This window comes from Pantoea sp. GM_Pan_4 (genome assembly GCF_026541005.1).
Taxonomy (GTDB): domain Bacteria; phylum Pseudomonadota; class Gammaproteobacteria; order Enterobacterales; family Enterobacteriaceae; genus Pantoea; species Pantoea dispersa.
In genome coordinates, this window is record NZ_JALNUZ010000001.1 from 609,209 (window position 1) to 634,027 (window position 24,819).

The 24,819-nt window shown below is 58.1% G+C and carries 20 protein-coding genes and 1 pseudogene; 11 read left to right on the forward strand and 10 right to left on the reverse strand.

Annotation, left to right across the window (positions count from 1 at the left end; all coding sequences use genetic code 11):
* The first annotated feature begins 32 nt into the window (after positions 1–32).
* Entirely contained in the window at positions 33–902 is an 870-nt protein-coding gene (locus tag OXR61_RS02975) for a manganese catalase family protein (protein WP_021506333.1), read from the forward strand.
* A 238-nt stretch (positions 903–1,140) separates the two neighbouring features.
* Here the strand turns inward: OXR61_RS02975 and OXR61_RS02980 are convergent, their stop codons facing one another.
* Positions 1,141–1,317 carry a hypothetical protein gene (locus OXR61_RS02980; protein ID WP_021506334.1) on the reverse strand — a complete coding sequence of 59 codons (177 nt, stop codon included), beginning with the start codon at positions 1,315–1,317 and terminating at the stop codon, positions 1,141–1,143.
* A 95-nt stretch (positions 1,318–1,412) separates the two neighbouring features.
* Positions 1,413–1,976 (reverse strand): hypothetical protein, encoded by a 564-nt coding sequence (locus OXR61_RS02985; RefSeq protein ID WP_021506335.1) that lies wholly within the window; start codon positions 1,974–1,976, stop codon positions 1,413–1,415.
* A gap of 456 nt (positions 1,977–2,432) precedes the next feature.
* On the opposite strand from OXR61_RS02985, the gene umuC reads away from it, so the two are divergent.
* The 4 genes from umuC to dcuR all read left to right on the forward strand — a co-directional run bounded on the left by umuC (position 2,433) and on the right by dcuR (position 6,855).
* On the forward strand, positions 2,433–3,701 hold the full coding sequence (gene umuC, locus OXR61_RS02990) for a translesion error-prone DNA polymerase V subunit UmuC (RefSeq protein WP_021506336.1): 1,269 nt from the start codon (positions 2,433–2,435) through the stop codon (positions 3,699–3,701).
* A gap of 156 nt (positions 3,702–3,857) precedes the next feature.
* Positions 3,858–4,394 (forward strand): peptide-methionine (S)-S-oxide reductase MsrA, encoded by a 537-nt coding sequence (gene msrA / locus OXR61_RS02995; protein WP_021506337.1) that lies wholly within the window; start codon positions 3,858–3,860, stop codon positions 4,392–4,394.
* A gap of 114 nt (positions 4,395–4,508) precedes the next feature.
* Complete coding sequence (locus OXR61_RS03000) at positions 4,509–6,143, forward strand: sensor histidine kinase (RefSeq protein ID WP_031279232.1); 1,635 nt, start codon at positions 4,509–4,511, stop codon at positions 6,141–6,143.
* Positions 6,136–6,855 carry a two-component system response regulator DcuR gene (gene dcuR, locus OXR61_RS03005; RefSeq protein ID WP_021506339.1) on the forward strand — a complete coding sequence of 240 codons (720 nt, stop codon included), beginning with the start codon at positions 6,136–6,138 and terminating at the stop codon, positions 6,853–6,855. Before OXR61_RS03000 ends, dcuR begins: the two co-directional genes overlap by 8 nt.
* On the opposite strand, the gene OXR61_RS03010 is transcribed toward dcuR, so the two are convergent.
* Both OXR61_RS03010 and OXR61_RS03015 read right to left on the reverse strand, forming a co-directional pair.
* Positions 6,849–7,814 (reverse strand): FAD:protein FMN transferase, encoded by a 966-nt coding sequence (locus OXR61_RS03010; RefSeq protein WP_031279235.1) that lies wholly within the window; start codon positions 7,812–7,814, stop codon positions 6,849–6,851. The genes dcuR and OXR61_RS03010 overlap by 7 nt on opposite strands.
* 50 nt (positions 7,815–7,864) lie before the next feature.
* Positions 7,865–10,645, reverse strand: a complete 2,781-nt coding sequence (locus OXR61_RS03015; RefSeq protein WP_021506341.1) for a flavocytochrome c — start codon at positions 10,643–10,645, stop codon at positions 7,865–7,867.
* A gap of 605 nt (positions 10,646–11,250) precedes the next feature.
* Between OXR61_RS03015 and OXR61_RS03020 the strand changes: the two genes are divergently transcribed.
* Positions 11,251–12,762 carry an anion permease gene (locus OXR61_RS03020; protein WP_058769656.1) on the forward strand — a complete coding sequence of 504 codons (1,512 nt, stop codon included), beginning with the start codon at positions 11,251–11,253 and terminating at the stop codon, positions 12,760–12,762.
* 164 nt (positions 12,763–12,926) lie between these two features.
* Complete coding sequence (fumA, locus tag OXR61_RS03025; RefSeq protein WP_058769655.1) at positions 12,927–14,570, forward strand: class I fumarate hydratase FumA; 1,644 nt, start codon at positions 12,927–12,929, stop codon at positions 14,568–14,570.
* Between the two features lie 71 nt (positions 14,571–14,641).
* Here fumA and OXR61_RS03030 read toward each other — a convergent pair whose 3' ends face one another.
* Together OXR61_RS03030 and OXR61_RS03035 are read right to left on the reverse strand one after the other, a co-directional pair.
* Entirely contained in the window at positions 14,642–14,806 is a 165-nt protein-coding gene (locus tag OXR61_RS03030) for a hypothetical protein (RefSeq protein ID WP_021506344.1), read from the reverse strand.
* A gap of 167 nt (positions 14,807–14,973) precedes the next feature.
* The gene (locus tag OXR61_RS03035) at positions 14,974–16,494 is read right to left on the reverse strand and encodes an aldehyde dehydrogenase family protein (protein ID WP_267410728.1); all 1,521 of its coding nucleotides are present in this window, start codon (positions 16,492–16,494) and stop codon (positions 14,974–14,976) included.
* 272 nt (positions 16,495–16,766) lie between these two features.
* On the opposite strand from OXR61_RS03035, the gene OXR61_RS03040 reads away from it, so the two are divergent.
* A complete protein-coding gene (locus OXR61_RS03040; protein ID WP_021506346.1) occupies positions 16,767–17,330 on the forward strand; it encodes a methyltransferase in 564 nt (187 codons plus the stop codon).
* On the opposite strand, the gene OXR61_RS03045 is transcribed toward OXR61_RS03040, so the two are convergent.
* A complete protein-coding gene (locus OXR61_RS03045; RefSeq protein WP_021506347.1) occupies positions 17,318–18,031 on the reverse strand; it encodes a glutamine amidotransferase in 714 nt (237 codons plus the stop codon). The genes OXR61_RS03040 and OXR61_RS03045 overlap by 13 nt on opposite strands.
* Before the next feature lie 186 nt (positions 18,032–18,217).
* Between OXR61_RS03045 and OXR61_RS03050 the strand changes: the two genes are divergently transcribed.
* Entirely contained in the window at positions 18,218–19,102 is an 885-nt protein-coding gene (locus OXR61_RS03050) for an EamA family transporter (protein ID WP_021506348.1), read from the forward strand.
* A gap of 46 nt (positions 19,103–19,148) precedes the next feature.
* A complete protein-coding gene (locus OXR61_RS03055; RefSeq protein WP_021506349.1) occupies positions 19,149–20,510 on the forward strand; it encodes a CoA transferase in 1,362 nt (453 codons plus the stop codon).
* A 4-nt stretch (positions 20,511–20,514) separates the two neighbouring features.
* On the opposite strand, the gene OXR61_RS03060 is transcribed toward OXR61_RS03055, so the two are convergent.
* The 3 genes and pseudogenes from OXR61_RS03060 to ghrA all read right to left on the reverse strand — a co-directional run bounded on the left by OXR61_RS03060 (position 20,515) and on the right by ghrA (position 22,795).
* Positions 20,515–21,072: a molecular chaperone gene (locus OXR61_RS03060; RefSeq protein ID WP_021506350.1), complete on the reverse strand. Its 558-nt coding sequence runs from the start codon at positions 21,070–21,072 to the stop codon at positions 20,515–20,517.
* A gap of 27 nt (positions 21,073–21,099) precedes the next feature.
* A complete protein-coding gene (locus OXR61_RS03065) occupies positions 21,100–21,837 on the reverse strand; it encodes a phosphatase (protein ID WP_021506351.1) in 738 nt (245 codons plus the stop codon).
* Between the two features lie 19 nt (positions 21,838–21,856).
* Positions 21,857–22,795: pseudogene (ghrA, locus tag OXR61_RS03070) on the reverse strand (glyoxylate/hydroxypyruvate reductase GhrA).
* Between the two features lie 206 nt (positions 22,796–23,001).
* Between ghrA and treA the strand changes: the two are divergent.
* Positions 23,002–24,678: an alpha,alpha-trehalase TreA gene (gene treA / locus OXR61_RS03075; RefSeq protein WP_021506353.1), complete on the forward strand. Its 1,677-nt coding sequence runs from the start codon at positions 23,002–23,004 to the stop codon at positions 24,676–24,678.
* The last annotated feature ends 141 nt before the right edge of the window (positions 24,679–24,819 follow it).

Sequence of the window (24,819 nt, forward strand, 5' to 3'; positions counted from 1 at the left end):
CTCTTTTCGTAAGAGACTTTTTGAGGTGAGCTATGTTTCGACACGTTAAGAAACTGCAGTACACGGTGCGCGTCAGTGCGCCGAACCCGGGCCTGGCCAATCTGCTGTTAGAGCAGTTTGGCGGTCCGCAGGGCGAACTGGCTGCGGCCATGCGCTATTTTACCCAGGGCCTCGGCGATGAGGATTTAGGACGCCGCGACCTGCTGATGGATATCGCTACCGAGGAGCTCAGCCATCTTGAGATTATCGGCTCGCTGGTTGGCATGCTTAATAAAGGTGCCAAAGGCAAGCTGGCCGAAGGCACTGAAGAGGAAGGCGAACTGTATCGCTCAATCACGGGTGCCGGTAACGATAGCCATCTGACTTCGATTCTTTATGGCGGTGGTCCGCCGCTGACCAACTCCGGCGGCGTGCCGTGGACCGCGGCTTACGTGGATACCATCGGCGAAGTGACGGCGGATTTGCGTTCTAATATCGCCGCCGAAGCGCGCGCCAAAATCATCTATGAACGCCTGATCAACGTCACTGACGATGTTGGCGTAAAGGATGCGTTAGGCTTCCTGATGACGCGTGAAGCCGCGCACCAGCTTTCATTTGAGAAAGCGCTGTACTCCATTCGCGACAACTTCCCACCGGGCAAGCTGCCGCCAATTGAGCAGTATGCGCACAACTACTACAACATGTCGGAAGGTGATGACGTGCGTGGTAGCTGGAACTCCGATGACAACTTCGATTATGTGGCCGATCCGCAACCAGCGGTGGATGGCGGCGATGGTCTGCCTTCTGTGACACTGTCGCCGGATGAGCAGCGCGACATTGACGCACTGGCCGCACGCACCGCATCCGATCCGCTGATCGATCCGATCACCGGCGCGGAAGCGGGCAGCAAGAAGTCGCCCTGACGTTCAGTCAGACCAGGCAGTGACACGTTTTTTCTCGCGCAGTAACTGGCCCCTGGCCCACGGCGTTTCCCTGACGGGAACGCCGTTTTTTTCGTCCTGCTGCCATAAATTCTTCCGAACAGCTTTCCGCCGGGATGTGTTTATACCTGTGTCCGGCCTGCTAAAAACTCAGGCATGTAAAGCAAAAAAGCTCCCGGGACAGGAGCTTTGATTCTGCTAACGATGCGATTGCATATTGTTAACTGGCGATTCGTGCCTTCGCTGATGGCTTCTCCGGACCAATAACGTCCGCGTCTTTTTCTGCAAAACCTACTCTGGCAAGCTTCGCACCATCAATGGAAGACCAGAAAGCGACTGAACGTTTGGCAGCAGTCATCGCCCTGGATGTATCAATTTTTTTACTTTGCTTAATCATGATGCCTCCTGAAGTTCCTGCTGTGATCATAATTTACCCTACCCTTGTTTATTTATCAAACAGGATGCTGAACCCCTGCATTGATTCACTTTTCCTCAAAAAAACCGCCTCACTTTCTCGCGTATTTTATCTTGTATTTCTTCTACCGATGAGGACATTTTATCAGGAGCATCAAATACGAAAGCAAACCCATACGATCGGTATCGGGACTGAGCCTCGGGAACAGGATCGCAGATATGCACGTCATCCAAACCCACCATTGCACAAAAAGTCGTGGCATATACCAGCGCTATAATAAAGACTTTACCTGATAATGATGTCTCTTTATCAGCAATAAAATTTTCCAGCATACAAATAGCAAACTCGTCACGCAGCATGTCATACTTACAAATAATAACAGCATGCAGTGCCTCGGGGTCTGCATAGTCAACGACCTTGAGGCTTATATCTAATATCCCTTTGTCATTTGCTGTCCCCTGGTAGCGCTCCATTCCCCACGCCCAGTTGAGCTTACTCCCCGTAACGCCTGCGGCAAGGGATTGCTCATCCGCTTCGCTCAATACGTCTGTGATGATATTTTTCCAGTTAAAGCTTTTAATAATACGTTGCGTTAAGTTGAGACAGTAATCGTGAACTTCCTGTATTGATAAATCGCTCACACCTATAGCCTTGCAACCGAATAAATATAGAACTATTTTAAGATAAACACATCCCGATTTAGATGATCGGAATCAAATGAGACCTTGAAATTAAATTCAGCGAGAGGTAAGTAAAAACCTTATTTATTTATATTACTTATACTGCCAAAAACGTTGAGCAAAATAGCGTTACTTTACTTTTTAATCTCACGGTTAAGTGGGTTTATGGTTTACTACTGATTATCCTTCAGACTGTTAATTTTTTCACAGGAATGCATGCGACCAGGCAGGCTTGCTGGCGTTTCGACGCATTAGACTGGGATACGGAAATGTCATAAAAATTTTGTCTCTCAGAGACCGTTCAGTTAGTAACTTGCTCCAGCTCGCACATTCGGCAATGCACAATCCTGCCGCTTGATCTTTACTACACTTCCGGCGCATACTGTTTTTATATACAGTATTTTCAGGGTACCGATGATGTATGCATTGGTCGACGTAAACTCTTTCTACGCCAGCTGCGAAACCGTGTTTCGCCCGGATCTGCGCGGCAGGCCGATCGTGGTGCTGTCAAACAATGATGGCTGCATTATCTCGCTGAGCCGCGAAGCGAAGGCGCTCGGCATCAAAATGGGTGCGCCCTGGTTTAAACATCGCGACGAGCTGATGCGTCATCAGGTGGTGGTGTTTTCATCTAACTATGCGCTGTACGGCAACATGTCGGCGCGCGTGATGGAGACGCTCGACCGGCTGGCGCCGCGCGTAGACGTCTATTCGATTGATGAGGCCTTTCTTGATGTCAGCGGAATTGAAGGCTACACCTCGCTGACGCGCTTTGGACAGCAGGTACGTGACTGCCTGTGGAAAGAGACGCACCTGAAAGTGGGCGTCGGCATCGCGCCAACGAAAACCCTCGCCAAGCTGGCTAACTGGGCGGCCAAACGCTGGACCAAAGCCGAAAACGTCATGGACCTCTCTGATCCGGCGCGCCAGCGCGGCCTGATGCAGCGGGTGGGCGTAGAGGAAGTGTGGGGCGTCGGCCGCCGTTTATCGAACAAGCTGAACCTGATGGGCATTCAAACCGCTCTGCAGCTGGCGGAGACCCCCACAGCGCTGATCCGCAAGCATTTCGGCGTGGTGCTGGAGCGCACCGTGCGCGAGCTGCGCGGCGAACCCTGCCTGGCGTTTGAAGAGGTGATTCCGCACCGGCAAAATATCCTCTGCTCGCGCTCGTTTGGCGATCGCATTACCGACTATCAGGATATGCGCGAAGCCATCGCCAGCTATGCGGCACGCGCAGCGGAGAAACTGCGCAGCGAGCGCCAGTATTGCCGCTACATCGGCACCTTTATCCGCACCAGCCCGCACGATCCGCATCAGCCCTACTATGCCAATGCCGCCAGCCAGACGCTGATTACCCCTACCGCCGACAGCCGCGACATCATTCAGGCCACGCTCAACTGCCTGGATCGCATCTGGATCCCCGGCAAGCGCTACCTGAAAGGCGGCGTAATGCTGGGCGACTTTTTCAGCGACGGGGTGGCGCAGCTTGATCTGTTTGCTGACTATCAGCCGCGCCGTAACAGCGATCAGCTGATGGCGCTGATGGATAAGATCAACGCCCACCAGCGCGGTGCCTTGTGGTTTGCCGGTCAGGGCATTCAGAAACCCTGGGCGATGAAACGCGACATGCTGTCTCCGGCTTACACCACGCGTATTAGTGACGTGCCGCGCGTGAAGGCAAAGTGATGCTGCACGCCACCAGCCCAGGCCGTTTACGCGTGATGAGCGAGCAGCGGCGGGCTAAGCCGCGCCGGGTTGCGCCAGAAATGTTAACAGAAAGCGGCTTGAATTCAGCGTGCTGAACCCCCACTCTAACGCTTTCGCCCTGACAGGAGTAAAACAATGGCAACCGAATATGCGATTATCGCGGGTGGCTGTTTCTGGTGCACCGAAGCAGTATTTAAAGATGTGATTGGCGTCGAGTCAGTCGAAAGTGGTTACACCGGCGGTGAACGTCCTAATCCCACCTACGAGCAGGTGTGCAGCGGCGCGACCGGCCACGCCGAAGCGATTCGCGTAGGCTTCGATCCGGAGAAAGTGAGCTACGGCGATCTGCTGGACATCAGCTTTGCCACCCACGATCCCACTCAGCTGAACCGTCAGGGTAATGATGTCGGCACCCAGTACCGTTCGGCGATTTTCCCGGCTAACGCGGAACAGGAAGCCGAAGCGATTGCGGCAATTGCCCGCGCGCAGGAAGATCACAGCGTGCCGGTGGTGACCACCATCGAGCCGCTGAAAGCCTGGTACCCGGCAGAAGATTATCATCAGGATTACTGGGATGGTGCCGGCCAGCGCAACGGTTACTGCCTGGCGGTGATCCCGCCGAAGCTGCAGAAACTGCGTAAAAGCTTCGCTAACCGGGTGAAACAGGGTTAACCCGCCCGCTCTCCCCCACGGAAGGTCGTCATCGCTGACGGCCTTCCTGCATTTAGCGCGACCCGCTGCGGATTATCCGTCATAATAGCCCCCCGTTTTCCGCAGAGCACGATCATGACCTCTCCACAGCAAGCCACGCCGGCGCGCAGGCGACCGATGAAGCTCAACACCCTGGTGACGCTAATGCTCAGCGCGGTGATTGTGCTGGTGCTGCTGAGCGTACACATGTTTTATTTCTTCCAGATTGGGGCCGCGACGCGCAGCCAGCTGGAGGATAAAGCCATGGCGGTAGCGCGCACGCTGGCGAAATCCCCCGAAATTCAGCAGGCGCTGCGCCTGCCGCCCGATCGGGCCGCTATCCAGCCCATCGCCAAAGCGGTGGAAGAGAGCAACCATCTGCTGTTTATCAGCATCACCAACATGGATGGCATCCGCTACTCGCACCGTAATCCGGAGCTGGTGGGCAAACACTTTATCGGCCCGGACATCGAACCGGCGCTGCGCGGCAACGAGAATGTCTCCGTGAATCAGGGCTCGCTGGCCAAATCGCTGCGCGTGTTTACCCCGGTGTATGACGCCCAGCAGCGGCAGATTGGCGTGGTGGCTATCGGCATCTCGCTGGAGGCGGTCACCGACCAGATCAACCAGAGTCGCTGGAGCATTCTGTGGACCATTCTGATCGGCACTTTTGCCGGCGCGGTTGGCACCTTTATCCTGGTGCGCGTGCTGAAGCGCATCCTGTTCGGCCTTGAGCCTTACGAAATTTCCACCCTGTTTGAGCAACGCCAGGCGATCCTCAACTCCGTCAAGGAAGGCGTGGTGGCGATGGACGATCAGGGCGAGGTGACGCTGGTCAATCAGGCGGCGCGCCAGCTGCTGAGCGATAAAATGGGCAGCAGCATAGTGAGTACCGCGCGCATTTATGATGCCTCAGTGATTGATCAGCATCTGCAGGAAGTGCTCAACGGCGGTCGCGCACGGCGCGATGAGGAGCTCAACGTCAATGGCCGTCTGCTGCTGAGCAACACCGTGCCGGTGCGCAGTCAGGGACGCATTATCGGCGCGGTCTGCACCTTCAGGGACAAGACCGAAATCAGCCAGCTGATGCAGCGTCTGACCGGCATGGTAAACTATGTTGATGCCCTGCGTGAGCGCTCGCACGAGTTCATGAATAAGCTGCACGTGATCCTCGGCCTGCTGCACATGAAAAATTATGCGCAGGTAGAAGCCTATATTCTGAAGACCGCTAATAACTATCAGACGGAAATCGGCTTCCTGCTGGAGAAGATCAAATCACCGGTGATTGCCGGTTTTCTGCTCAGCAAAATTAACCGCGCCTCTGATTGCGGCCATCGCCTGACCATCAGCGATGCCAGTTACCTGCCGGACAGCGGCAACGAGCAGCAGATGGCGGCGCTGATCACCGTGGTCGGCAACCTGGTGGAGAATGCGCTGGATGCGATGAGCGAGCAGACCGAGGGCGAAATCCACGTCATGCTGCACTACCAGAACGGCTGGCTGACCTGTGAAGTGAGCGATGACGGACCGGGTATTGCGCCGCAGCATCTGGCAACCGTGTTCGACAAGGGCTTCTCCACCAAAGGCGAGGATCGCGGGGTCGGCCTGTTCCTGCTGAAACAGCAGACGGAGCATCTCGGCGGCAGCGTCAGCGTGGAGTCCGAGCCCGGCGTGTTCACCCAATTTTTAGTCCAACTTCCGTGGGATGGAGGAACCAAACCGCATGATTAACGTGTTAGTGGTCGACGATGACGCCATGGTGGCCGAGCTGAACCGCAGCTTTATCGGCCAGGTGCCGGGCTTTCACTGCGTGGGTACCGCCGCAACGCTGCAGCAGGCGCGCGAGTTCCTGTTTAATAGCGAAACGCCGATCGACCTGGTGCTGCTGGATATCTATATGCAGCAGGAGAACGGGCTCGATCTGCTGCCGGAGCTGCGCCAGGCGCAGAGTTCAGTAGAAGTGATCATCATTTCGTCAGCGGCCGACGCGGAGAACATTAAAACCTCGCTGCACTACGGCGTAGTCGACTACCTGATCAAACCGTTCCAGTTCCCGCGTTTTGAAGAGGCGCTGACCGGCTGGCGGCAGAAAAAATCGCTGATGGACAATCAGCACTACTATCAGCAGTCGGACCTCGATCTGCTGATGCACGGCAGCCCGGCCACCCAGCACGACAACAAACGGCTGCCGAAAGGCTTAACGCCGCAGACGCTGCGCACGCTGTGTCAGTGGATTGACGCCCATCCCGGCCATGAGTTTTCCACCGACGAGCTGGCGGCAGAGGTGAACATTTCGCGCGTTTCGTGTCGCAAATACCTGATCTGGCTGGCGCAGATTAATATTCTGTTCACCAGCATTCACTACGGTGCCACCGGGCGCCCGGTGTATCGCTATCGCCTGCAGCCGGAGTACCATTCGCTGCTGCAGCAGTACTGTCAGTGACGCAGCTGCCAGCTGAAATCCAGCTGGCTGAAGCGGAAATGGCGCGCCGGCGAGCAGATAATCTGCCGATCGCGGGTGACAAACACCGCGTCGATGTCAGGCTGGCCGGCGAGATACGCCAGCCCCTGCTCTACGCCCATGCCGTACAGCAGCGTGGTATAGATATCGCCATCCAGCGAGCGATCGGCAATCACCGTCACGCTCAATAACGCATTGTCCAGCGGATAGCCGGTGCGCGGATCAAAGATGTGATGCCAGCAGCGGCCGTCGCGTTCAAAGTAGCGCTCATAAATCCCGGACGTCACCACCGATTTGCCCTGCACCTGCAGCGTACCCAGCAGTTCATCGTCCCGGCCAAACGGTTTCTTGAGCCCGATGCCCCAGCCCTGCGGCTGATGCGGCGGGCTGCCGAGCGTCTGCACATTGCCACCGAGATTAATCAGCGCCTGCGCAACACCCTGCTGACGCAGAAATGCCTGCACCACATCGGCGATGTAGCCTTTCGCAATGGCGCCCAGATCGATCTCCATGCCCGGCAGCGGCAGAAACACCGAGTGCTGTTCAGCATCCAGCACCACCTGATGCGGATCGGTCAGGCGCAGCAGCGCCTCAATCTCCGCTGCAGGCGGCACTTCACGTCCCTGAAAACCAATCTTCCAGCGTTTCACCACCGGACCGATGGTTAAGTTAAACGCGCTGTCCGGCAGGATGCTCACCGCGTGCGCCACGCTAATCAGCGCAAAAACCGGCGCGCTCACCACCACCGGATGGCGTCCGGCGGCCTGATTAATGGCCATCACTTCGGATTCGGCGCGGTTGACGGTAAACAGGTTTTCCTGCTGTTTGATCAGGCGAAAGACCTGGCTGGCCAGCGTAGGATTGTCTTCGAACAGTTTGAGCAGAATGGGCGAACCCATGAGGACGGCAGAATAGGAATGGACGCCAGCGTCGCTTGTCATTGTGGCCCCGCAAGAGAACGATGCCCGCAGGGCGCGGGCATCGTGATAGCTTAGTTACCTAACGCCAGTTTAGCGGCATTACGGCCCGCTTTGATACCAAAGATAATGATATCGGCGACGGCGTTACCGCCGATGCGGTTCGCACCGTGGATGCCGCCGACCACTTCACCCGCCGCCCAGGCACCAGGAATCACCTGTTTCTGCGCGTCAAGCACTGCGGTCTCGGTGTTGATGGTCACGCCGCCCATGGTGTGGTGCACGCCCGGTGCGATACGAATCGCGAAGAACGGACCCTGATTGAGCGGATGACGCAGTGCGGTGGCACGGCCAAAGTCTTCGTCTTTCTGGTTAATCACAAACTCATTGTAACGGCCCAGCGTGCTTTGCAGCGTTTCCTGATCCATGTTGAGTTTCACCGCCAGCTCGTGTGGCGTTGGTGCGCTAATCACAAAGCCTTTGGCGATGTATTCGTCCGCCGCTTTGTTGTTGGCACGTACCTGCTCATCGAACACGATCCACGCGCTTTTTTCCGGCAGCGCGATAATCTCGGCAGAAACTTTGTCACGGGTTTCCATTTCATTGTAGAAACGCTTACCGGCCTGGCTGACCAGAATCGCCCCGCCGCCGCGCATCGCTTCGGAAATCAGGTACGAGGTGGTCTGCTCAACCGTTGGGTGAATCTGGATTTCGCCCATGTCGACGGTCTCAGCGCCAATTTTCTGCAGCATGGCGATACCGCTGCCGGTGGCGCCTTTGTGGTTGGTGGTGACGAAACCATCCAGCTCCGGACGGTATTTCACCACCATCTCGCGGTTGGCACTGAAGCCACCGGTGGCCACAATCACGCTTTTCGCATTCAGGATGCGGCTGTCGTTATATTCATCGACCACTTTCACGCCGGTCACCGCACCGTTTTCAAACAGGATCTCGGCCACTGAGGTTTCCAGCAGCACTTCGATGTTGCGCTGGTTAACGTTTTTCACCAGGCCGCTAATCAGGAAGCCGCCCACCGCCGAGCGATCTTCCGGACGGTGCGTACGGTCAATGCTCATGCCGCCGGTGATGGTGATATCGCTCAGCTCAATGTCTTTCGCCGCCAGCCACTCAATGGCTTCTGGCGCACGCTCAACGAATTCACGCAGCAGCACCGGGTTGTTTTTGAATTTGCCGCCTTTCAGCGTTTCCTCGTAGAACAGCTCTTTGCTGTCTTCGATGCCTTTCAGTTTCTGATAACGGGTTTCCGCCGCGTTCATCCCCACCGACGCTTTGATGGTGTTACCGCCAATGGTGGGCATCTTCTCAATGATCACCACGCGCGCGCCGTCATCGTGCGCCTGAATCGCCGCCGCCAGACCGGCCCCGCCGGTACCAACCACCACCACATCGTAATTGACCGGCGCATTCGGGTTACCGCCCTCTTCAATCACATACTCTTTGCTGGAGGTAGTGAGCGCGCGCGATACTGCTTTCTTCAGCGCCTCACTCTGCGTGGTAGCACCGGTGATGGCATCGACGTGCGGACTGTTCGCCACCAGAATACGTTCACGCAGGCTTTCAAAGGTGCTGGTGAAATCGACGTCGAGGTTAGGATCCGGCACCAGCGAAATGTCGGTGATACGGTCGGTGTCGAGCGTTACGTTGATTTTCAGCTTCAGCGCTTCGGCTTCCACTTTCGCCTGGTAAACGCCGGCTTTGTACTTACGATGGCCATCGCTGACGTCACGGATCATCGCATCCACCAGCGAGAAGCGCCACAGCGGTTCCGGAATGGTCAGCGCTTCGCGTTTGGTGCTGTCGATGTACAGATCCATGTGCTCGTTTTTGATGATGCGATCGGCCCAGTCCGGATAGGCAATACAGGCTTTACCAATCGCCACCAGATCGAAGCCCGAGGCCAGCGCCAGTTCGGCATCCTCTTTGTTCACCACGCCGCCAACGCCAATCACCGGCACTTTCGCCAGCGTTGCCGAGCGCTGTTCAATGTATTTGCTGATTAACGGCGTCGGATCCTGGGTGTCGACAATCGACGGACGCAGCAGCTGGCCGACAGAGAAGTGCACGTAATCCAGCCCGCGCGCCGCCAGTTTTTCCAGCAGGTACAGCGTGTCGTCCCAGCGGATACCGGGCACTTCCAGCTCTTCCGGCGAGAAGCGATAGCCGATGATGAAATCCGCTGCGGCGAAGCGCTCCGCCATTTTATGGGTGATTTCCAGCACTTCCAGCGGGAAGCGCGCGCGGTTGTCGCGGCTGCCGCCCCATTTGTCGTCGCGCTGGTTAGAGTTAGGCGAGTAGAACTGCTGAATCAGGTAGGTGTTAGCGCCGTGGATCTCCACGCCGTCGAAGCCGGCTTTGATGGCGCGGTTCACCGCATCACCAAACTTGGTGATCATCACCTCCACTTCTTCCGCCGTCAGCGCCTGCGGGGTGCTGGCACCTTCACGCGGCGCGGCGATAGCGCTGGGCGCGACCGGGGTTTTCCCGCCGATCAGCGCGGGCTCAACCATGCGGCCGCCGTGGTAAATCTGCAGAATGGCTTTAGAACCCTGGGACTTGATGGCGTGCGCGATTCTGGCCAGGCCAGGGATTTTGTTGTCGCTGTCGATGCCGATAGCGCCCGGGAACGCCGGACCGCGGTTATCGATAAAGGCGCACTCGACGATCACGGTGCCGATGCTGCCGGCACGCACGCGATAATACTCAACGAGATCGCTGGTCACGCCGCCGTCGTAATAGCCGGTACAGGTGGTCATCGGGGCCATCACCAGGCGGTTTTTCAGCACCGCCCCTTTCGGTAATGTCAGCGGATTAAGAATCGGGGTGAGCGTATTCATGATGAGCAACTCCAGAATTAAGAAATCGTGTATTCAATTCTTTGGCAGTTCGGAGGTCTTTATAATTAATTTAAGTGGTCCGACTTCATGGTGTAAATATACCATTTTATTTAGTTACATAACCCAGAATGTTAGTTATATAAGTTTTACGCGTGAAAATACTTTTTATTGCTCATTGCTGAAATCCGCGCTCCGCTAAGTTTTAACCAATACTTGACAAAAATCAACTTTTTCCTTACATTTAAAACAAATAACGTAATATCAAAGAGATAAAAAGCACCTTTCGCCTGATTCTGGCGCTATTTTTGCCGTTCCGTTCACTTTTAACACATATTTTACACCTGTTGGTTCATTTATTACGGCGCAAAACGTTAAAACAAAAAACCCGCTAATAAATTTATTGATCCAGATCAAAATAGATATTTTAATTAATCGCATCATAGCGTCATTCAATTGATAATTCGCGAAGCAAAATTGCAATAACGAAGATTCATGTAAAAGACACTTTAAAACGTCCCGGTTGATCTGCTACAAGCGTTTCGTAACTAAAAAAATCAACCCGACCGGGCCGTCAATCGCATTCCCATAACTTGCAGACCAAAACTATGAATACACAAACAACCCAGAGTGAACCCCTAAAGGCGCCACCTGCCGCACCGGGGAAAAAGAACCGGCTCGTCATGTTGTGCCTGCCGATCGTGGTTGCCGTGCTGTTGCTGCTGGTACCTACCCCTGCAGGGCTGGAGCCGTATGCATGGCACTTCTTCGCCATCTTCGTCGGGGTGATTGTCGGCCTGATCTTCGAACCGCTGCCGGGCGCGGTCATCGGCCTGACCGGTGTGGTGATCATCGCGCTGTTCAGCCAGTACGTGCTGTTCAGCCCGGCAGAACTGGCCGATCCGAAGTTCAAAACGGCCGGACAGGCGTTTAAATGGGCGGTGAGCGGCTTCGGCAACTCCACCGTGTGGCTGATTTTCGGCGCCTTCATGTTTGCCGCCGGCTACGATAAAACCCAGTTCGGTCGCCGCCTGGCGCTGATTCTGGTGAAATATCTCGGCCGTCGCAGCCTGACGCTCGGCTATGCCATCACCTTTGCCGACCTGCTGCTGGCACCGTTTACGCCATCCAACACCGCGCGCAGCGGCGGGACGATCTACCCCATCATTGCCAACCTGCCGCCGCTGTACGGTTCTAAACCTAACGACCCAAGCGCGCGCAAAATTGGTTCTTACCTGATGTGGGTTGCTATCACCGCCGCCTGTATCACCAGCTCAATGTTCCTCTCCGCGCTGGCCCCTAACCTGCTGGCGCTGGCGCTGGTAAAAAGCGTGGTTGGCTTTGATATCTCGTGGGGCATGTGGTTCCTCGCCTTCCTGCCGCTGGGTATCCTGCTGATTCTCACCATGCCGCTGCTGGCTTACTGGCTCTATCCACCAGAAGTAAAAGTGAATGACGAAGTGCCACGCTGGGCCAAAGCCGAGCTGGAGAAACTGGGTCCGCTGTCGCGCAATGAAATTCTGCTGCTGGTGTTCGTGGTCGCCGCGCTGATGATGTGGATCTTCGCCACTGCGTGGATTGAACCGGCGATGGCCGCCCTGCTGGTTATCGTGCTGATGCTGTGGACCGGCGTGCTGAACTGGAACGATATCACCAGCAACAAAGCCGCCTGGAACACCTTTGCCTGGTTTGCCACGCTGGTCGCGCTGGCTGATGGACTGGCGCGCGTGGGCTTCATCGCCTGGCTGGGTAAAGAGGGTGCGCTGCTGCTGCACGGCTACGACCCGCAGGTTTCTGCGGTGGTACTGCTGGTGGCCTTCTACCTGCTGCACTATCTGTTTGCCAGCACCACGGCGCACACCACCGCCCTGCTGCCTGCCATGCTGACCATTGCCGCCTCGATTCCGGGCATCAACATGCCGGTGTTCTGCCTGATGATGTGTACCTCACTGGGTGTGATGGGCATTATCACCCCGTACGGCACAGGCCCAAGCCCGATTTACTACGGTAGCGGCTACCTGCCAACCAAAGACTACTGGCGTCTCGGTACCATCTTTGGTGCCCTGTTCCTGGTGGCGCTGATGGTCATTGCCTACCCGTGGATGGTGATGATGTTCTGATGATGTTGCTTTGATGTTAAAAACGCAGCCGCGTAATAACGTTAAAGTGGTATGATACTCGCCAGTCAGCTCTTGCCGCGGACTGGCGAGAGAAAATCGAATAACAGATCGCCTAATTTGTCGCCCGTCATGCTGGCGGGCAACACGAAGCTAAGTGAGCCAACATGTCGAACAAACCCTTCTACTACCAGAATCCCTTTCCTCTCGCCAAAGATGATACCGAGTACTATCTGCTGAGCCGCGACCATGTTTCGGTGGCCAACTTTGACGGCGAAGAAGTCCTGAAAGTCGACCCGAAAGCGCTGACGCTGCTGGCGCAGCAGGCGTTCCACGATGCCTCTTTTATGCTGCGCGCCTCACATCAGCAGCAGGTGGCGTCGATTCTGGCGGACGATGAAGCCAGCCAGAACGACAAATATGTGGCGCTGCAATTCCTGCGCAACTCGGAAATCGCCGCCAAAGGTGTGCTGCCGACCTGCCAGGACACCGGTACCGCCATCATCATGGGTAAAAAAGGCCAGCGCGTCTGGACCGGCGGCGGCGATGAAGCCGCGCTATCTCAGGGCGTTTACAACACCTTTATCGAAGATAACCTGCGTTACTCGCAGAATGCGCCGCTCGATATGTACAAAGAGGTCAACACCGGCACCAACCTGCCGGCGCAGATCGATCTCTACAGCGTTGACGGCGACGAATACAAATTCCTGTGCATCGCCAAAGGTGGCGGTTCTGCTAACAAAACTTATCTGTATCAGGAAACCAAAGCGCTGATCACACCAGCGAAGCTGAAAAACTACCTGATTGATAAAATGATGTCGCTCGGCACGGCGGCCTGTCCGCCGTACCACATTGCGTTTGTGATTGGCGGCACTTCCGCTGAGAGCACGCTGAAAACCGTCAAGCTGGCGTCAACCCACTATTACGATTCGCTGCCGACCGAAGGCAACGAACACGGTCAGGCGTTCCGCGACGTGCAGCTGGAACAGGAACTGCTGGAAGCCTCGCAGAAACTCGGCCTCGGCGCGCAGTTTGGCGGTAAATATTTTGCTCACGATATCCGCGTGGTGCGTCTGCCGCGTCACGGCGCATCCTGCCCGGTAGGCATGGGCGTTTCCTGCTCGGCTGACCGCAACATCAAAGCCAAAATTAACCGCGAAGGCATCTGGATCGAGAAGCTGGAAGACAACCCAGGTCGCTATATCCCGGAAGCGCTGCGTCAGCAGGGCGAAGGCGAAGTGGTCAGCGTCGATCTCAATCGCCCGATGAGCGAGATCCTCGCCCAGCTCTCCGCTTACCCGGTGGCGACGCGTCTGTCGCTGAACGGCACCATCATCGTGGCGCGTGATATTGCGCACGCCAAACTGAAAGAGCGCATCGACAACGGCGAAGGTCTGCCGCAGTACATCAAAGATCACCCGGTGTACTATGCGGGCCCGGCGAAAACGCCGGAAGGTTACGCGTCCGGTTCACTCGGTCCGACCACCGCCGGCCGCATGGACTCCTACGTCGATCTGCTGCAGGCTAACGGCGGCAGCATGGTGATGCTGGCCAAAGGTAACCGCAGCCAGCAGGTCACCGATGCCTGCCATAAACACGGCGGCTTCTATCTGGGCAGTATTGGCGGCCCGGCGGCGGTGCTGGCGCAGCAAAGCATTAAGAGTCTGGAGTGCGTGGAGTATGCCGAACTGGGCATGGAAGCGATCTGGAAAATTGAAGTGGAGAACTTCCCGGCGTTCATCCTGGTGGATGACAAAGGCAACGACTTCTTCCAGCAGATCCACAACCAGTGTGCTGCCTGCGTGAAATAAGCCGGCCTGCAATAAAAAAATCCGCGGCGTAAAAGCTGCGGATTTTTTTTGTCTGCCAGCCCCTGCTGCGCTCACACACCGCGCAGCTGCACGTCCAGCAACAGATCGGCATCGTCGTCGTTCTGGCCAATCACGTAGATCGCCTGGCGGCCCGGCAGATTTACGGTAATGATATTCTCTTCGACCGCATCCAGCACTTCGTCGTGCTGCTCCTGAAAGTGGTACAGGGTGTTCATCTTCTCTCCTTAAAAACGGTGCGTTACTGTATAAACTCACGTCTCTTAATATCGACAAGACGCGTCTTAATAACAGGGGGAATAATCTGTTTTTTCTGTCAGCACTGTGACAGGGCTGTGTGACGTTGCCATGAAGGCGGCAGCGGCGCGCACCGCTGCCGGTTAAATCAGAAAAAGCCGAGAGGCTGCGTATTGTAGCTGACCAGCAGATTTTTGGTCTGCTGATAGTGATCGAGCATCATTTTGTGGGTTTCACGGCCAATACCGGATTTTTTATAGCCGCCAAACGCGGCGTGCGCCGGATAGAGGTGATAGCAGTTGGTCCAGACGCGACCGGCTTTGATCGCGCGACCTACGCGGTAAGCACGGTTGATATCGCGCGTCCACACGCCCGCACCGAGGCCGTAAATCGAATCGTTGGCGATGGCAATCGCTTCCGCTTCATCTTTAAAGGTCAGCACGCCGACCACCGGTCCGAAAATCTCCTCCTGGAAGACGCGCATGCTGTTATCGCCTTTCAGCAGCGTCGGCTGAATGTAGTAACCGCTGGCAAACGCCTCACCGATTTTCTCCACCCCGCCGCCGTGCAGCACCTGTGCGCCCTCCTGCTGCGCAATCTCCAGATAAGAGAGAATCTTGTCGAACTGCTGCTGCGAGGCCTGCGCGCCGATCATGGTCTCGGTATCGAGCGGATCGCCACGCTTAATGGTCTGGATGCGCTTCATCACCGCCGCCATAAACGGCTCAAAAATCGACTCCTGCACCAGCGCGCGTGACGGACAGGTACAGACTTCGCCCTGATTGAGGAAGCCCAGCACCACGCCTTCGGCCGCTTTTTCGATGAAGCTCTCCTCCGCCTGCATGATGTCTTCGAAGAAAATGTTGGGCGACTTGCCGCCCAGCTCGACGGTGGACGGGATCAGGCTTTTGGCCGCCAGCTCAAGAATGTGGCCGCCGGTGGCGGTCGATCCGGTAAAGGCGATTTTGGCGATACCCGGATGCGAAGCCAGCGCCTCGCCGGCCTCTTTGCCGTAGCCGTGCACCACGTTAATCACGCCCGGCGGCACCAGGTCTTTAATCAGCTCCATCAACAGGGTAATGGAGAGCGGCGTCTGTTCGGCGGGCTTCAGCACCACGCAGTTACCGGCACCCAGCGCCGGCGCCAGTTTCCACGCCGCCATCAGCAGCGGGAAGTTCCACGGAATAATTTGTCCGACAACCCCAAGCGGCTCATGAAAGTGGTAGGCGGCGGTGAATTCGTCGATCTCTGCCGCGGTGCCTTCCTGGGCGCGCACGCAGCCGGCAAAGTAGCGGAAGTGGTCAACCGCCAGCGGCAAATCAGCCGCCAGGGTTTCACGCACCGGCTTACCGTTATCCCAGGTTTCATTGACCGCGATGGCTTCCAGATTGGCTTCCAGCCGGTCGGCAATTTTCAGCAGCAGCAGCGAACGCGCCTGCGGCGAGGTTTTGCCCCATGCGTCCGCAGCGGCCTGCGCGGCGGCCACGGCGTTGTCGATATCCTGTTTATCCGAGCGCGGAAATTCGCCGATGGTCGAACCGTTGATCGGCGTGGTGTTAACAAAATAGTTACCGTTTACCGGCGGAACAAATTCGCCGTTGATGAAGTTGCCATAACGCGATTGCAGGTGGATGAGAGAACCGGTTTCTCCCGGAGCAGCGTAACGCATGGTGTTTCTCCTTGCGGGACAGAGTAGCGATTAACAACATTTAAACTTGCTATTAACATTGAGCGAACAATGCCAGCCTGTCAGATCGCTCAGCGGGAAACTGTGACCGCATCGAAGGAAAAGAGGGCATTAAGAAACGGCCCTGCCATCACGCCTTAACCTGCGCCTGTCGCAGACAGATAATTCCGAGTTTGGCCATAAGCGTGATGAAAAGCGGAACATGTGCGATTTGTGCGGTCAATATGAAGCAGACCCGTGAACAGGAGAACAAGATGCTGGCTTCAGCCCTGATGGTAATGCGCGCCAAAGCGAACTTCGTTCAGCAATTTATCCGCAATCCGCGCAAAATGGGCAGCATCACGCCCTCTTCAGCCGCCCTGTGTCGCGCCATGTGTGAAACGGTCAACTGGGAGCACAGCCTGCGCATTGCCGAGCTGGGCGCCGGCGACGGCGTGCTGACCCGTCATCTGCTGGCACATATGGCACCGCAGGCGCAGCTGGATGTGTTTGAAATCAGTCCCGAGCTGGTAAAAGGGTTACGCCGCTGGAACGATGCGCGCATGCAGGTGCGCGCCTGCTCCGCAGAGTATCTGTCCGGGGAGTACGACGTGATTTTTTCCGGCCTGCCGCTGCTGTCGCTGCCGCCCGCAACGCGCGACGCCATTCTCAGCGCGGTGCATGAAGGACTGGGACCACGCGGCGTGTTTGTCCAGTTTCAGTACACCTCGCTGACGCAGCCCAGCCTGTCACGCTACTTCACCTGGCAGCGCCAGCGGGTGCTGAAAAATATGCCCCCCGCCTGGGTTTATCGCTGCACGCGGCATTACGCGCCCTGAGCCTGCGCCTGCGGGCGCGTCTGCTGCCAGAAACGCCGCAGCAGCTCGCGCGCCCAGTCTTCGCCTGACATCTGCGCGCCATCATCGCTGACGCCGGAAGGCAGACAGGCGGTCATGATGTTATGGTCGAATTCCGGATGGAACTGCACCGACAGCGCCTGCGGCGAATAGCGCAGGATCTGACAACCATCCAGCGCTGAACGCGCCAGCACCTGTGCCTGCGGCGGCGGTACCAGCACCGACTGGCGGTGCGACAACCATGCCGGGAAGGCCTCTGGCAACTGTGCCAGCCACGGATCGCGATGCGGAGTGCGCGCCAGGGTTTTAAGCCCGCGCTCCCAGCCGTTGGGGTTATCGCCCACTTTACCGCCCAGCGCATAGGCCATCAGCTGATGACCATAGCAAACGCCGAGCAGCGGCAGTTGCGCGTCGATGGCCGCACGAATCCAGGCGGCGGTACGCTCGCTCCAGTCGGCGTGATCGGTCACCATCGCCCACGAACCGCTGAAAATCGCACCGCTGATGCCAGAGAAAGCCGGCAGCTCTTCCCCGAGATGCGGCCGCACAATGACATAATCATCCGGCTGTAGCGCCAGGGCTTCAATAAACCACTGCGGTTGTTCACCAATTTTTGCCACCACCTGCGGCGGCGGCGTTTCGAGTTGAATCAGAGCAAGGGGTAAGGTGCGGGTCTGTGTCATGCCGAATACGGTCCTCAAATGATCGTGTTTCGGACATCCACTCTGACAGTAAATTTGCCCCCTGTCCTGGATTTTTCGGCATAAGCTAATGCCATTACGAAAAAAAGCGTCGCCCGCGTGCGCTAACCGATCGCCTTCGTGCCATCATTAGACGGTGACAACCTTTCTCAAACCAAGGACAGCAGCGTGGCGGTGCGGCATTTTTTTCTGGTTCTGATGGTAGTTTGCATCTGGGCCTTCAATAACGTGGCGGTGAAATGGGGATTGCTGGAGCTTCCGCCACTGTTTCTGACCTGGATGCGCTTTGTGGTGGTGGCTATTGTGCTGGTGCCGTTTTGCCGCATCACGCGCGCCCAGCTGCCGTGGCTGCTGACGCTGGCGTTTACCTTTGGCTTCATGCACTTTTCGCTGCTGTTTGTCGGCATGGGCTATACCGATGCCGGCACCGGGGCCATTGTGGTCCAGCTGGGCACGCCGATTGCCATGCTGCTGGCGATGGTAGTGCTGAAGGAGAAACTGCGGCTGGTGCAGCTGTGCGGTATCGCCATCTCGCTGGCCGGGGTGGTAGTGCTCTCCGGCAGCCCGACAATTCCGGCGTGGTGGGTGCTGTGTATTCTGCTGTGCAGCGCCACTGGCTGGGCGGTGAGCAACATGATTGTGAAAAAGTCACCGCCGATTAAACCGCTGACGCTCACCGGCTGGATCTCTTTCCTTGCGGTGCCGATTGTCGGCGCGGCCTCGTGGCTGACCGAATCGCAGCAGTTTACCGCGCTGAGCCACGCCGGCTGGCGCGGCTGGTTTGGCATCCTGTACAGCGCCCTCGCCTCGTCAATTGTCGCCTACACGCTGTGGTACGCGCTGCTGAAAAAATATAACGTCAACCTGATCATGCCCTACTCGCTGCTGACGCCGGTGCTGGCGGTACTGATGGGCGTGCTGGTGCTGGGCGACAGCATGAACAGCTTCAAAATTCTGGGTGCGTCGCTGGTGGTGCTGGGGACGGCGATTGCGGTGATTAACCTGCGTAACCTGCGCATGCATGCCCGCTTTCCGCGTCTGCGCCGCCGCTAATCCACTCTGCTATGCTTGAAGCTCGCGTGTTTTCCGGAGGTTTAGCATGGATTCTCAACGCGCTGCCGCATTGTGGCAGCAACTGTGGCAGGGATTGCGGGGTGCGGAACACGCGCCGACGATCCACTTTCTTCAGACCGACAGCTTCCCCTCGGCTTTTGCCGTTAGCGAACTCGCCGCCACCAGCATCGGCCTCGCCAGCCAGGCGCTGAGCGATCTGCTGGGGCGTCCGGCCCCGGTCAGCGTCAACGTCCGGCTGGCCTCGCGCTGGTTTCAGCCCAGCCTGACGCCGCTAAACCGTCCGCCAGCCGACCAGTGGGACGCGCTGGCCGGTGACTATCCGTGCGAGGATGGCTGGATCCGCCTGCACACCAACGCACCGCATCATCGCGCCGCCATGGCAAGCGTGCTGGGCGAGCACGCCGATCGGTCATCGCTGGCGGCGGTGGTGGCACGCTGGCAGGGACACGCGCTGGAGCAGGCCGTGGTCGACGCCGGCGGCTGTGCCGCCTGGATGCGCAGCGCACAGCAGTGGCAGCAGCACGCGCACGGGCTGGCGGTAAGCGAAGAAGCGCTGATTGCCCAACGGGCAACCGGCGAAGCGCCCACGCCGGGCTGGGCGCTGCTGCCGGCGCGACCGCTGCTGGGCGTGCGGGTGCTGGATCTGACGCGCATCATTGCCGGACCGGTAGCGACCCGCTTTCTGGCCAGCCTCGGCGCGCAGGTGCTGCGCATCGATCCGCCCGGCTGGCGTGAACCGACGCTGGAAGAGGAGATCAACTGCGGCAAACGCTGCGCGCAGCTGGATATCACAACCCGCGCCGGGCGCGATCGGCTGATTACGCTGCTACAGCATGCGGACGTGCTGGTGCACGGCTACCGCGCGGACGCACTGGAAAAGCTGGGGCTGGATGCGGAGAGCCGTCAGCGGCTGGCGCCGGGGCTGGTGGATATCAGCCTCAACGCCTGGGGCTGGCACGGGCCGTGGCGCAACCGGCGCGGTTTTGACAGCCTGGTGCAGATGGCCTGCGGCATCGCCGAACAGGGTATGCGCTGGCAGGCAGGCGTTAAACCGACGCCGCTTCCGGTGCAGGCGCTGGATCACGCCACCGGCTATATGATGGCGGCCGCGGTGCTGGAAGGATTACGCCAGCGCCGAATTAACGGCACCGGCTGGCAGGCGCGTTTGTCGCTGGCGCGTACCGCGCTGTTGCTTCAGCAGCACGGTGCAGCGCCACAAGGCGAACAGCGCGGCATTACGCCGCAGCCGCACGATGCGCTGAGCGCGCTGGAGATCAATCGCTGGGGAATTGGCGAGCGCCTGCGCGCCGCGGCTTATCTGCCCGGTACGCCGATGCTGTGCGCGGCACCGGCGCAGCTGCCCGGCAGCAGCCATCCCTGCTGGTGACGACTCAGGCGTCGTCGCCCTCTTCACGCAGTTCGTCATACATCGCCTGAATCGCCTCACGGCTCAGCGCCGCCAGCGTGCGATAAAACGCGGTGGTGGCGTGGGCTTCCACTTTACCGAGGAAGGCGCCGCACCACGGCAGCAGGTAGTCATCGAACAGCGCCAACTGGGCCGCCGCCTCATCTTCCGCAGACTGATCTTCCAGCCAGGAGGCCGCCAGCAGCAGCACGCCAAAGTGATCGGCCGGCGACTCGCTCAGTGGCATACCGCGTGAGGTTAAAAACGCCCGCACCTCGGCTTCCTGCGGTCCGTTCGGCCACTGTGAGGCGTACGGCGGTACGCTGCAGTCGCTGCCGACGAACAGCGCGTTGTAATCCGCCGCCAGCGCCTGCGGATCGCTATTCTGCTGCAGCCGGGTCAGCAGTTCATCCTGCTCCAGCGGCCACTGATCTTTCAGTTTGCCTTCGCGCAGCAGGGTGAACAGCGGCACCAGCAGCGGGTCCTGCGGCTGGCGATTAAACAGCGAGCCGATGACGCGGCAGAGAATGGAAAACTCATTCATGCAACAGAATTCCTTGAGGCAAAAAAGTTAAAAGTCGGCAAATTCCGCAATGTGTTTGCCAGTGCGCTGTTCGAGAAAGTCGAGCAGGCGACGCGGCGTGACATTTAACACGCGATCCTGCGGAAAATCCACTTCGCGCGTAATACGCAGGCAGTGTTCGAAATCGCCGAGCGTAAAGGCGGTGTGCGAATCAGAGCCAAACGCCAACCGTCCACCGGCGTCACGCACCGCTTCCGCAATCGCGCGGCAGTTAGGTTCACTGCCCGGACGCGAATGGGTAAATGACGAGTTGTTGATCTCCAGCGCCACATCGTAGTGCGCGGCGGCTTCCGCGATGGCGCGAATATCCACCGGGAATTTCGGGTTACCCGGATGGCTGATGATGTGTACCAGTCCGCTGGCCATGGTGGCGATCATCGCTTCGGTGTGGTGAGCCTTGTCGCGCGGCGCATAGACCGGCTCATGGAAGCCGGCGACGATCAAATCCAGCGCATCCAGCATCGGCCCGCTGCAATCAATCTCACCCTGCTGATTTTTGATGTTGGCTTCAATGCCGCGCAGCACGCCGACGCCGTCAATCACGCGCGGCCAGATGCGCATATTGACAAAATGCCAGTAGTGCGGCGCATCGGCCATGTCCGGACCGTGATCGGTAATGGCGAACAGCTTCAGGCCGTTCTGTTTCGCCTGAGCGACGTAATCGTGCAGCGTGCTGTAAGCATGGGTGCTGGCCACGGTGTGCATATGTAAATCGACGGGATACATCCTCTTCTCCTCTGCTGAATTAATAGCCACGCTGGCGATCGACCAGACCGCGCGGCTGTTGGCCCTGCTCCAGTGCCGTGATGGCACCGGCGATATAGTCCATCGCCTCATGCGGCAAGGTGGTGGCGGCATTATGCGGGGTAATCATGACACGCGGATGAGACCACAGCGGACTCGCGGCCGGCAGCGGTTCCACCTAGAATACGTCCAGCGCGGCGGCGGCCAGTTGACCGCTCTCCAGCGCCACCAGCAGATCGGCCTCTACCACGTGCGCACCGCGCGCGAGGTTGAGGAAACAGGCGCCGCGCGGTAGCGCGCTAAGAAACGTGCCATCGATCAGGTTGCTGGTTTCCGGCGTGGCGGGCAGCAAATCAATTAATACCTGACTGTCAGCGAGAAAATCCGCCAGCTGGTCGCGGCCGTGAAAGGTGGTGACACCGGCAATCTGCTTCGGCGAGCGGCTCCAGCAGCGCAGCGGGAAGCCCCACTGGCGCAGGCTCTCCAGCACGCTACGGCCAAGTACGCCTGCCCCCAGCACGCCAATGGTAAAATTAGCACGTTCGCGGTCCGGCAGCGGCTGCCACAGCGCCTGTCGCTGCTGCTGGTGATAGTCGGCGAAGCGGCGAAACCAGCCCAGCACGCACCAGTTCGCATACTCCTGCATCTGGCGTGCCATGCCGGTGTCTTCCAGCCGGTAGAGCGGCACCGCAGCAGCCAGCATCTCAGGGTGCGTGCGCAGCTGCCGCAAAATTTCGTCCACGCCGGCCCCCATGGCGAATACGCCACGCAGCGCCCGTCCCGCCAGCATCTCCACCGGCGGCGATCGCACAATGGCGTAGTCGGCAGGCGCACTGTCGCCCGGCTGCCAGTGGCGGATGCGCACTTCCGGCAGTCGCTGGCGCATGCCGTCCAGCCACGGCTGCGGATTCAGTGACGGGTGATACCAGATGATCTCCATACTGCTCTCCTTTTTTTCTTTCAGCCTCAGTCAAATAGCGGCGCAGGGCAAGTAAAAACCCGCGCGGCACCGCAATTTTCCGGCGATTATTCGCGAAGGCTTCACATTTCCGCCGCTGCAAAAGGCTAAGCGGCGCGTTAACGTCTAAAGTTGTTCGGGTGGTCAATGCGTTAGCGCACCACCTTTTCGGACAAGGAGAAAAACCGATGATAAAAAATGTAGTGTTTACGCCTGCGCGTCTTACCCTGTTGCTCAGCGCGGCGCTGCTGAGCGCGTCTGCTGTGCACGCTGAGGATAATAGCCGCATGCTCAGCGCCCAGCCGCAGCCGCCGGATGTGCGACTCGGCCCACTATTCAGTGCCGTGCAGCAGGCCAGATTTTATCCGGACCAGAAAACCTTTGCCGATGCGGTCCCCAAATATGACCCGGCGTCGATTCTCGCCGACTGGCAGATGCAGAAAAATCAGCGTAATTTCGATCTCAGGCGCTTCGTGGACACCAACTTCATCCTGCCCAAAGCGCAGGATAAATACGTGCCGCCCGCCGGCCAGAGCCTGCGCGCGCACATTAATGGCCTGTGGCCGGTGCTGACGCGCAGCACGCCAACGGCCAGCCAGTACGATTCGCTGCTGCCACTGCCGAAACCGTACGTGGTGCCGGGCGGGCGTTTCCGCGAAGTCTATTACTGGGACAGCTACTTCACCATGCTCGGGCTGGCAGAGAGCGGCCACTGGGATCGGGTGCAGGATATGGTGGATAACTTCGCCAGCGAGCTGGACAAGTACGGCCACATCCCTAACGGTAACCGCAGCTACTATCTCAGCCGCTCGCAGCCGCCGTTCTTCAGCCTGATGGTGGATTTGCTGGCCAGCCACAAGGGAGATGATGTCTACCGCCAGTATCTGCCACAGCTGCAAAAAGAGTATGATTACTGGATGGCGGACAGCGATAAGGTGGCTGCCGGCCAGGCGAGCAAGCGCGTGGTGAAGCTGAGCGACGGCACCCTGCTCAATCGCTACTGGGATGACCGTGACGTGCCGCGCACCGAATCCTGGCTGGACGATGTCAACACCGCGAAAAAAGCGCCTGAGCGCAATAAACAGCAGGTGTATCGCGATCTGCGCGCGGGCGCCGCCTCGGGCTGGGACTTCAGCTCACGCTGGTTCACCGATGCGCACAATCTGGCCTCGATTCGCACCACCCAGCTGGCCCCGGTGGACCTCAACAGCCTGCTGTTCCACCTGGAGCAGACGCTGGCGAAAGCCGCGAAGCAGGCAAAGCAGAATGACAAAGCGCAGCAGTTTGCGGCGGATGCAGAGAAGCGCCAGGCGGCGATCAATCGTTACCTGTGGGATGACAAACAGGGCTGGTATGCCGACTACGATGTCCAGAAAAAGCAGGTGCACAATCAGCTCACCGCCGCCACGCTGTTCCCGCTGTATATGCAGCTGGCGGGCGACAAACAGGCGGAACGCACCGCTGCCGCAGTGGAAAAACAGCTGCTGAAACCAGGCGGGCTGGTCACCACGACGGTAAACAACGGCCAGCAGTGGGATGCGCCTAACGGCTGGGCCCCGCTGCAGTGGGTAGCGGTCGAAGGTCTGGAGCACTACAAGCAGAACCAGCTGGCACAGCAGATCGGTCAGCGCTTCCTGCAAAATGTGCAGCAAACTTACGATCGCGAGCACAAGCTGGTCGAGAAGTATGTGGTCGACGGTACCCAACTGGGCGGTGGTGGCGGCGGTGAGTATCCGCTGCAGGACGGCTTTGGCTGGACCAACGGCGTAACGCTGAAGCTGCTGGATAAGTATTGTCCGAAAGATAAAACCTGTAACAGCACGCGCGACATCCCATCAATGCCGACGCTAAACGCGGCGAAATAACCCTGACGTCAGGTGCGCCGCCGTGCGCACCTGCTTCTCAGGCCCGATGCCACAGCCAGGCGATGACCATGCCCGGCGCTGCGGCATCCCCTGCGCATCACACTTTTCCATTACTTATCTTTTACACCTTGAAACACCCCT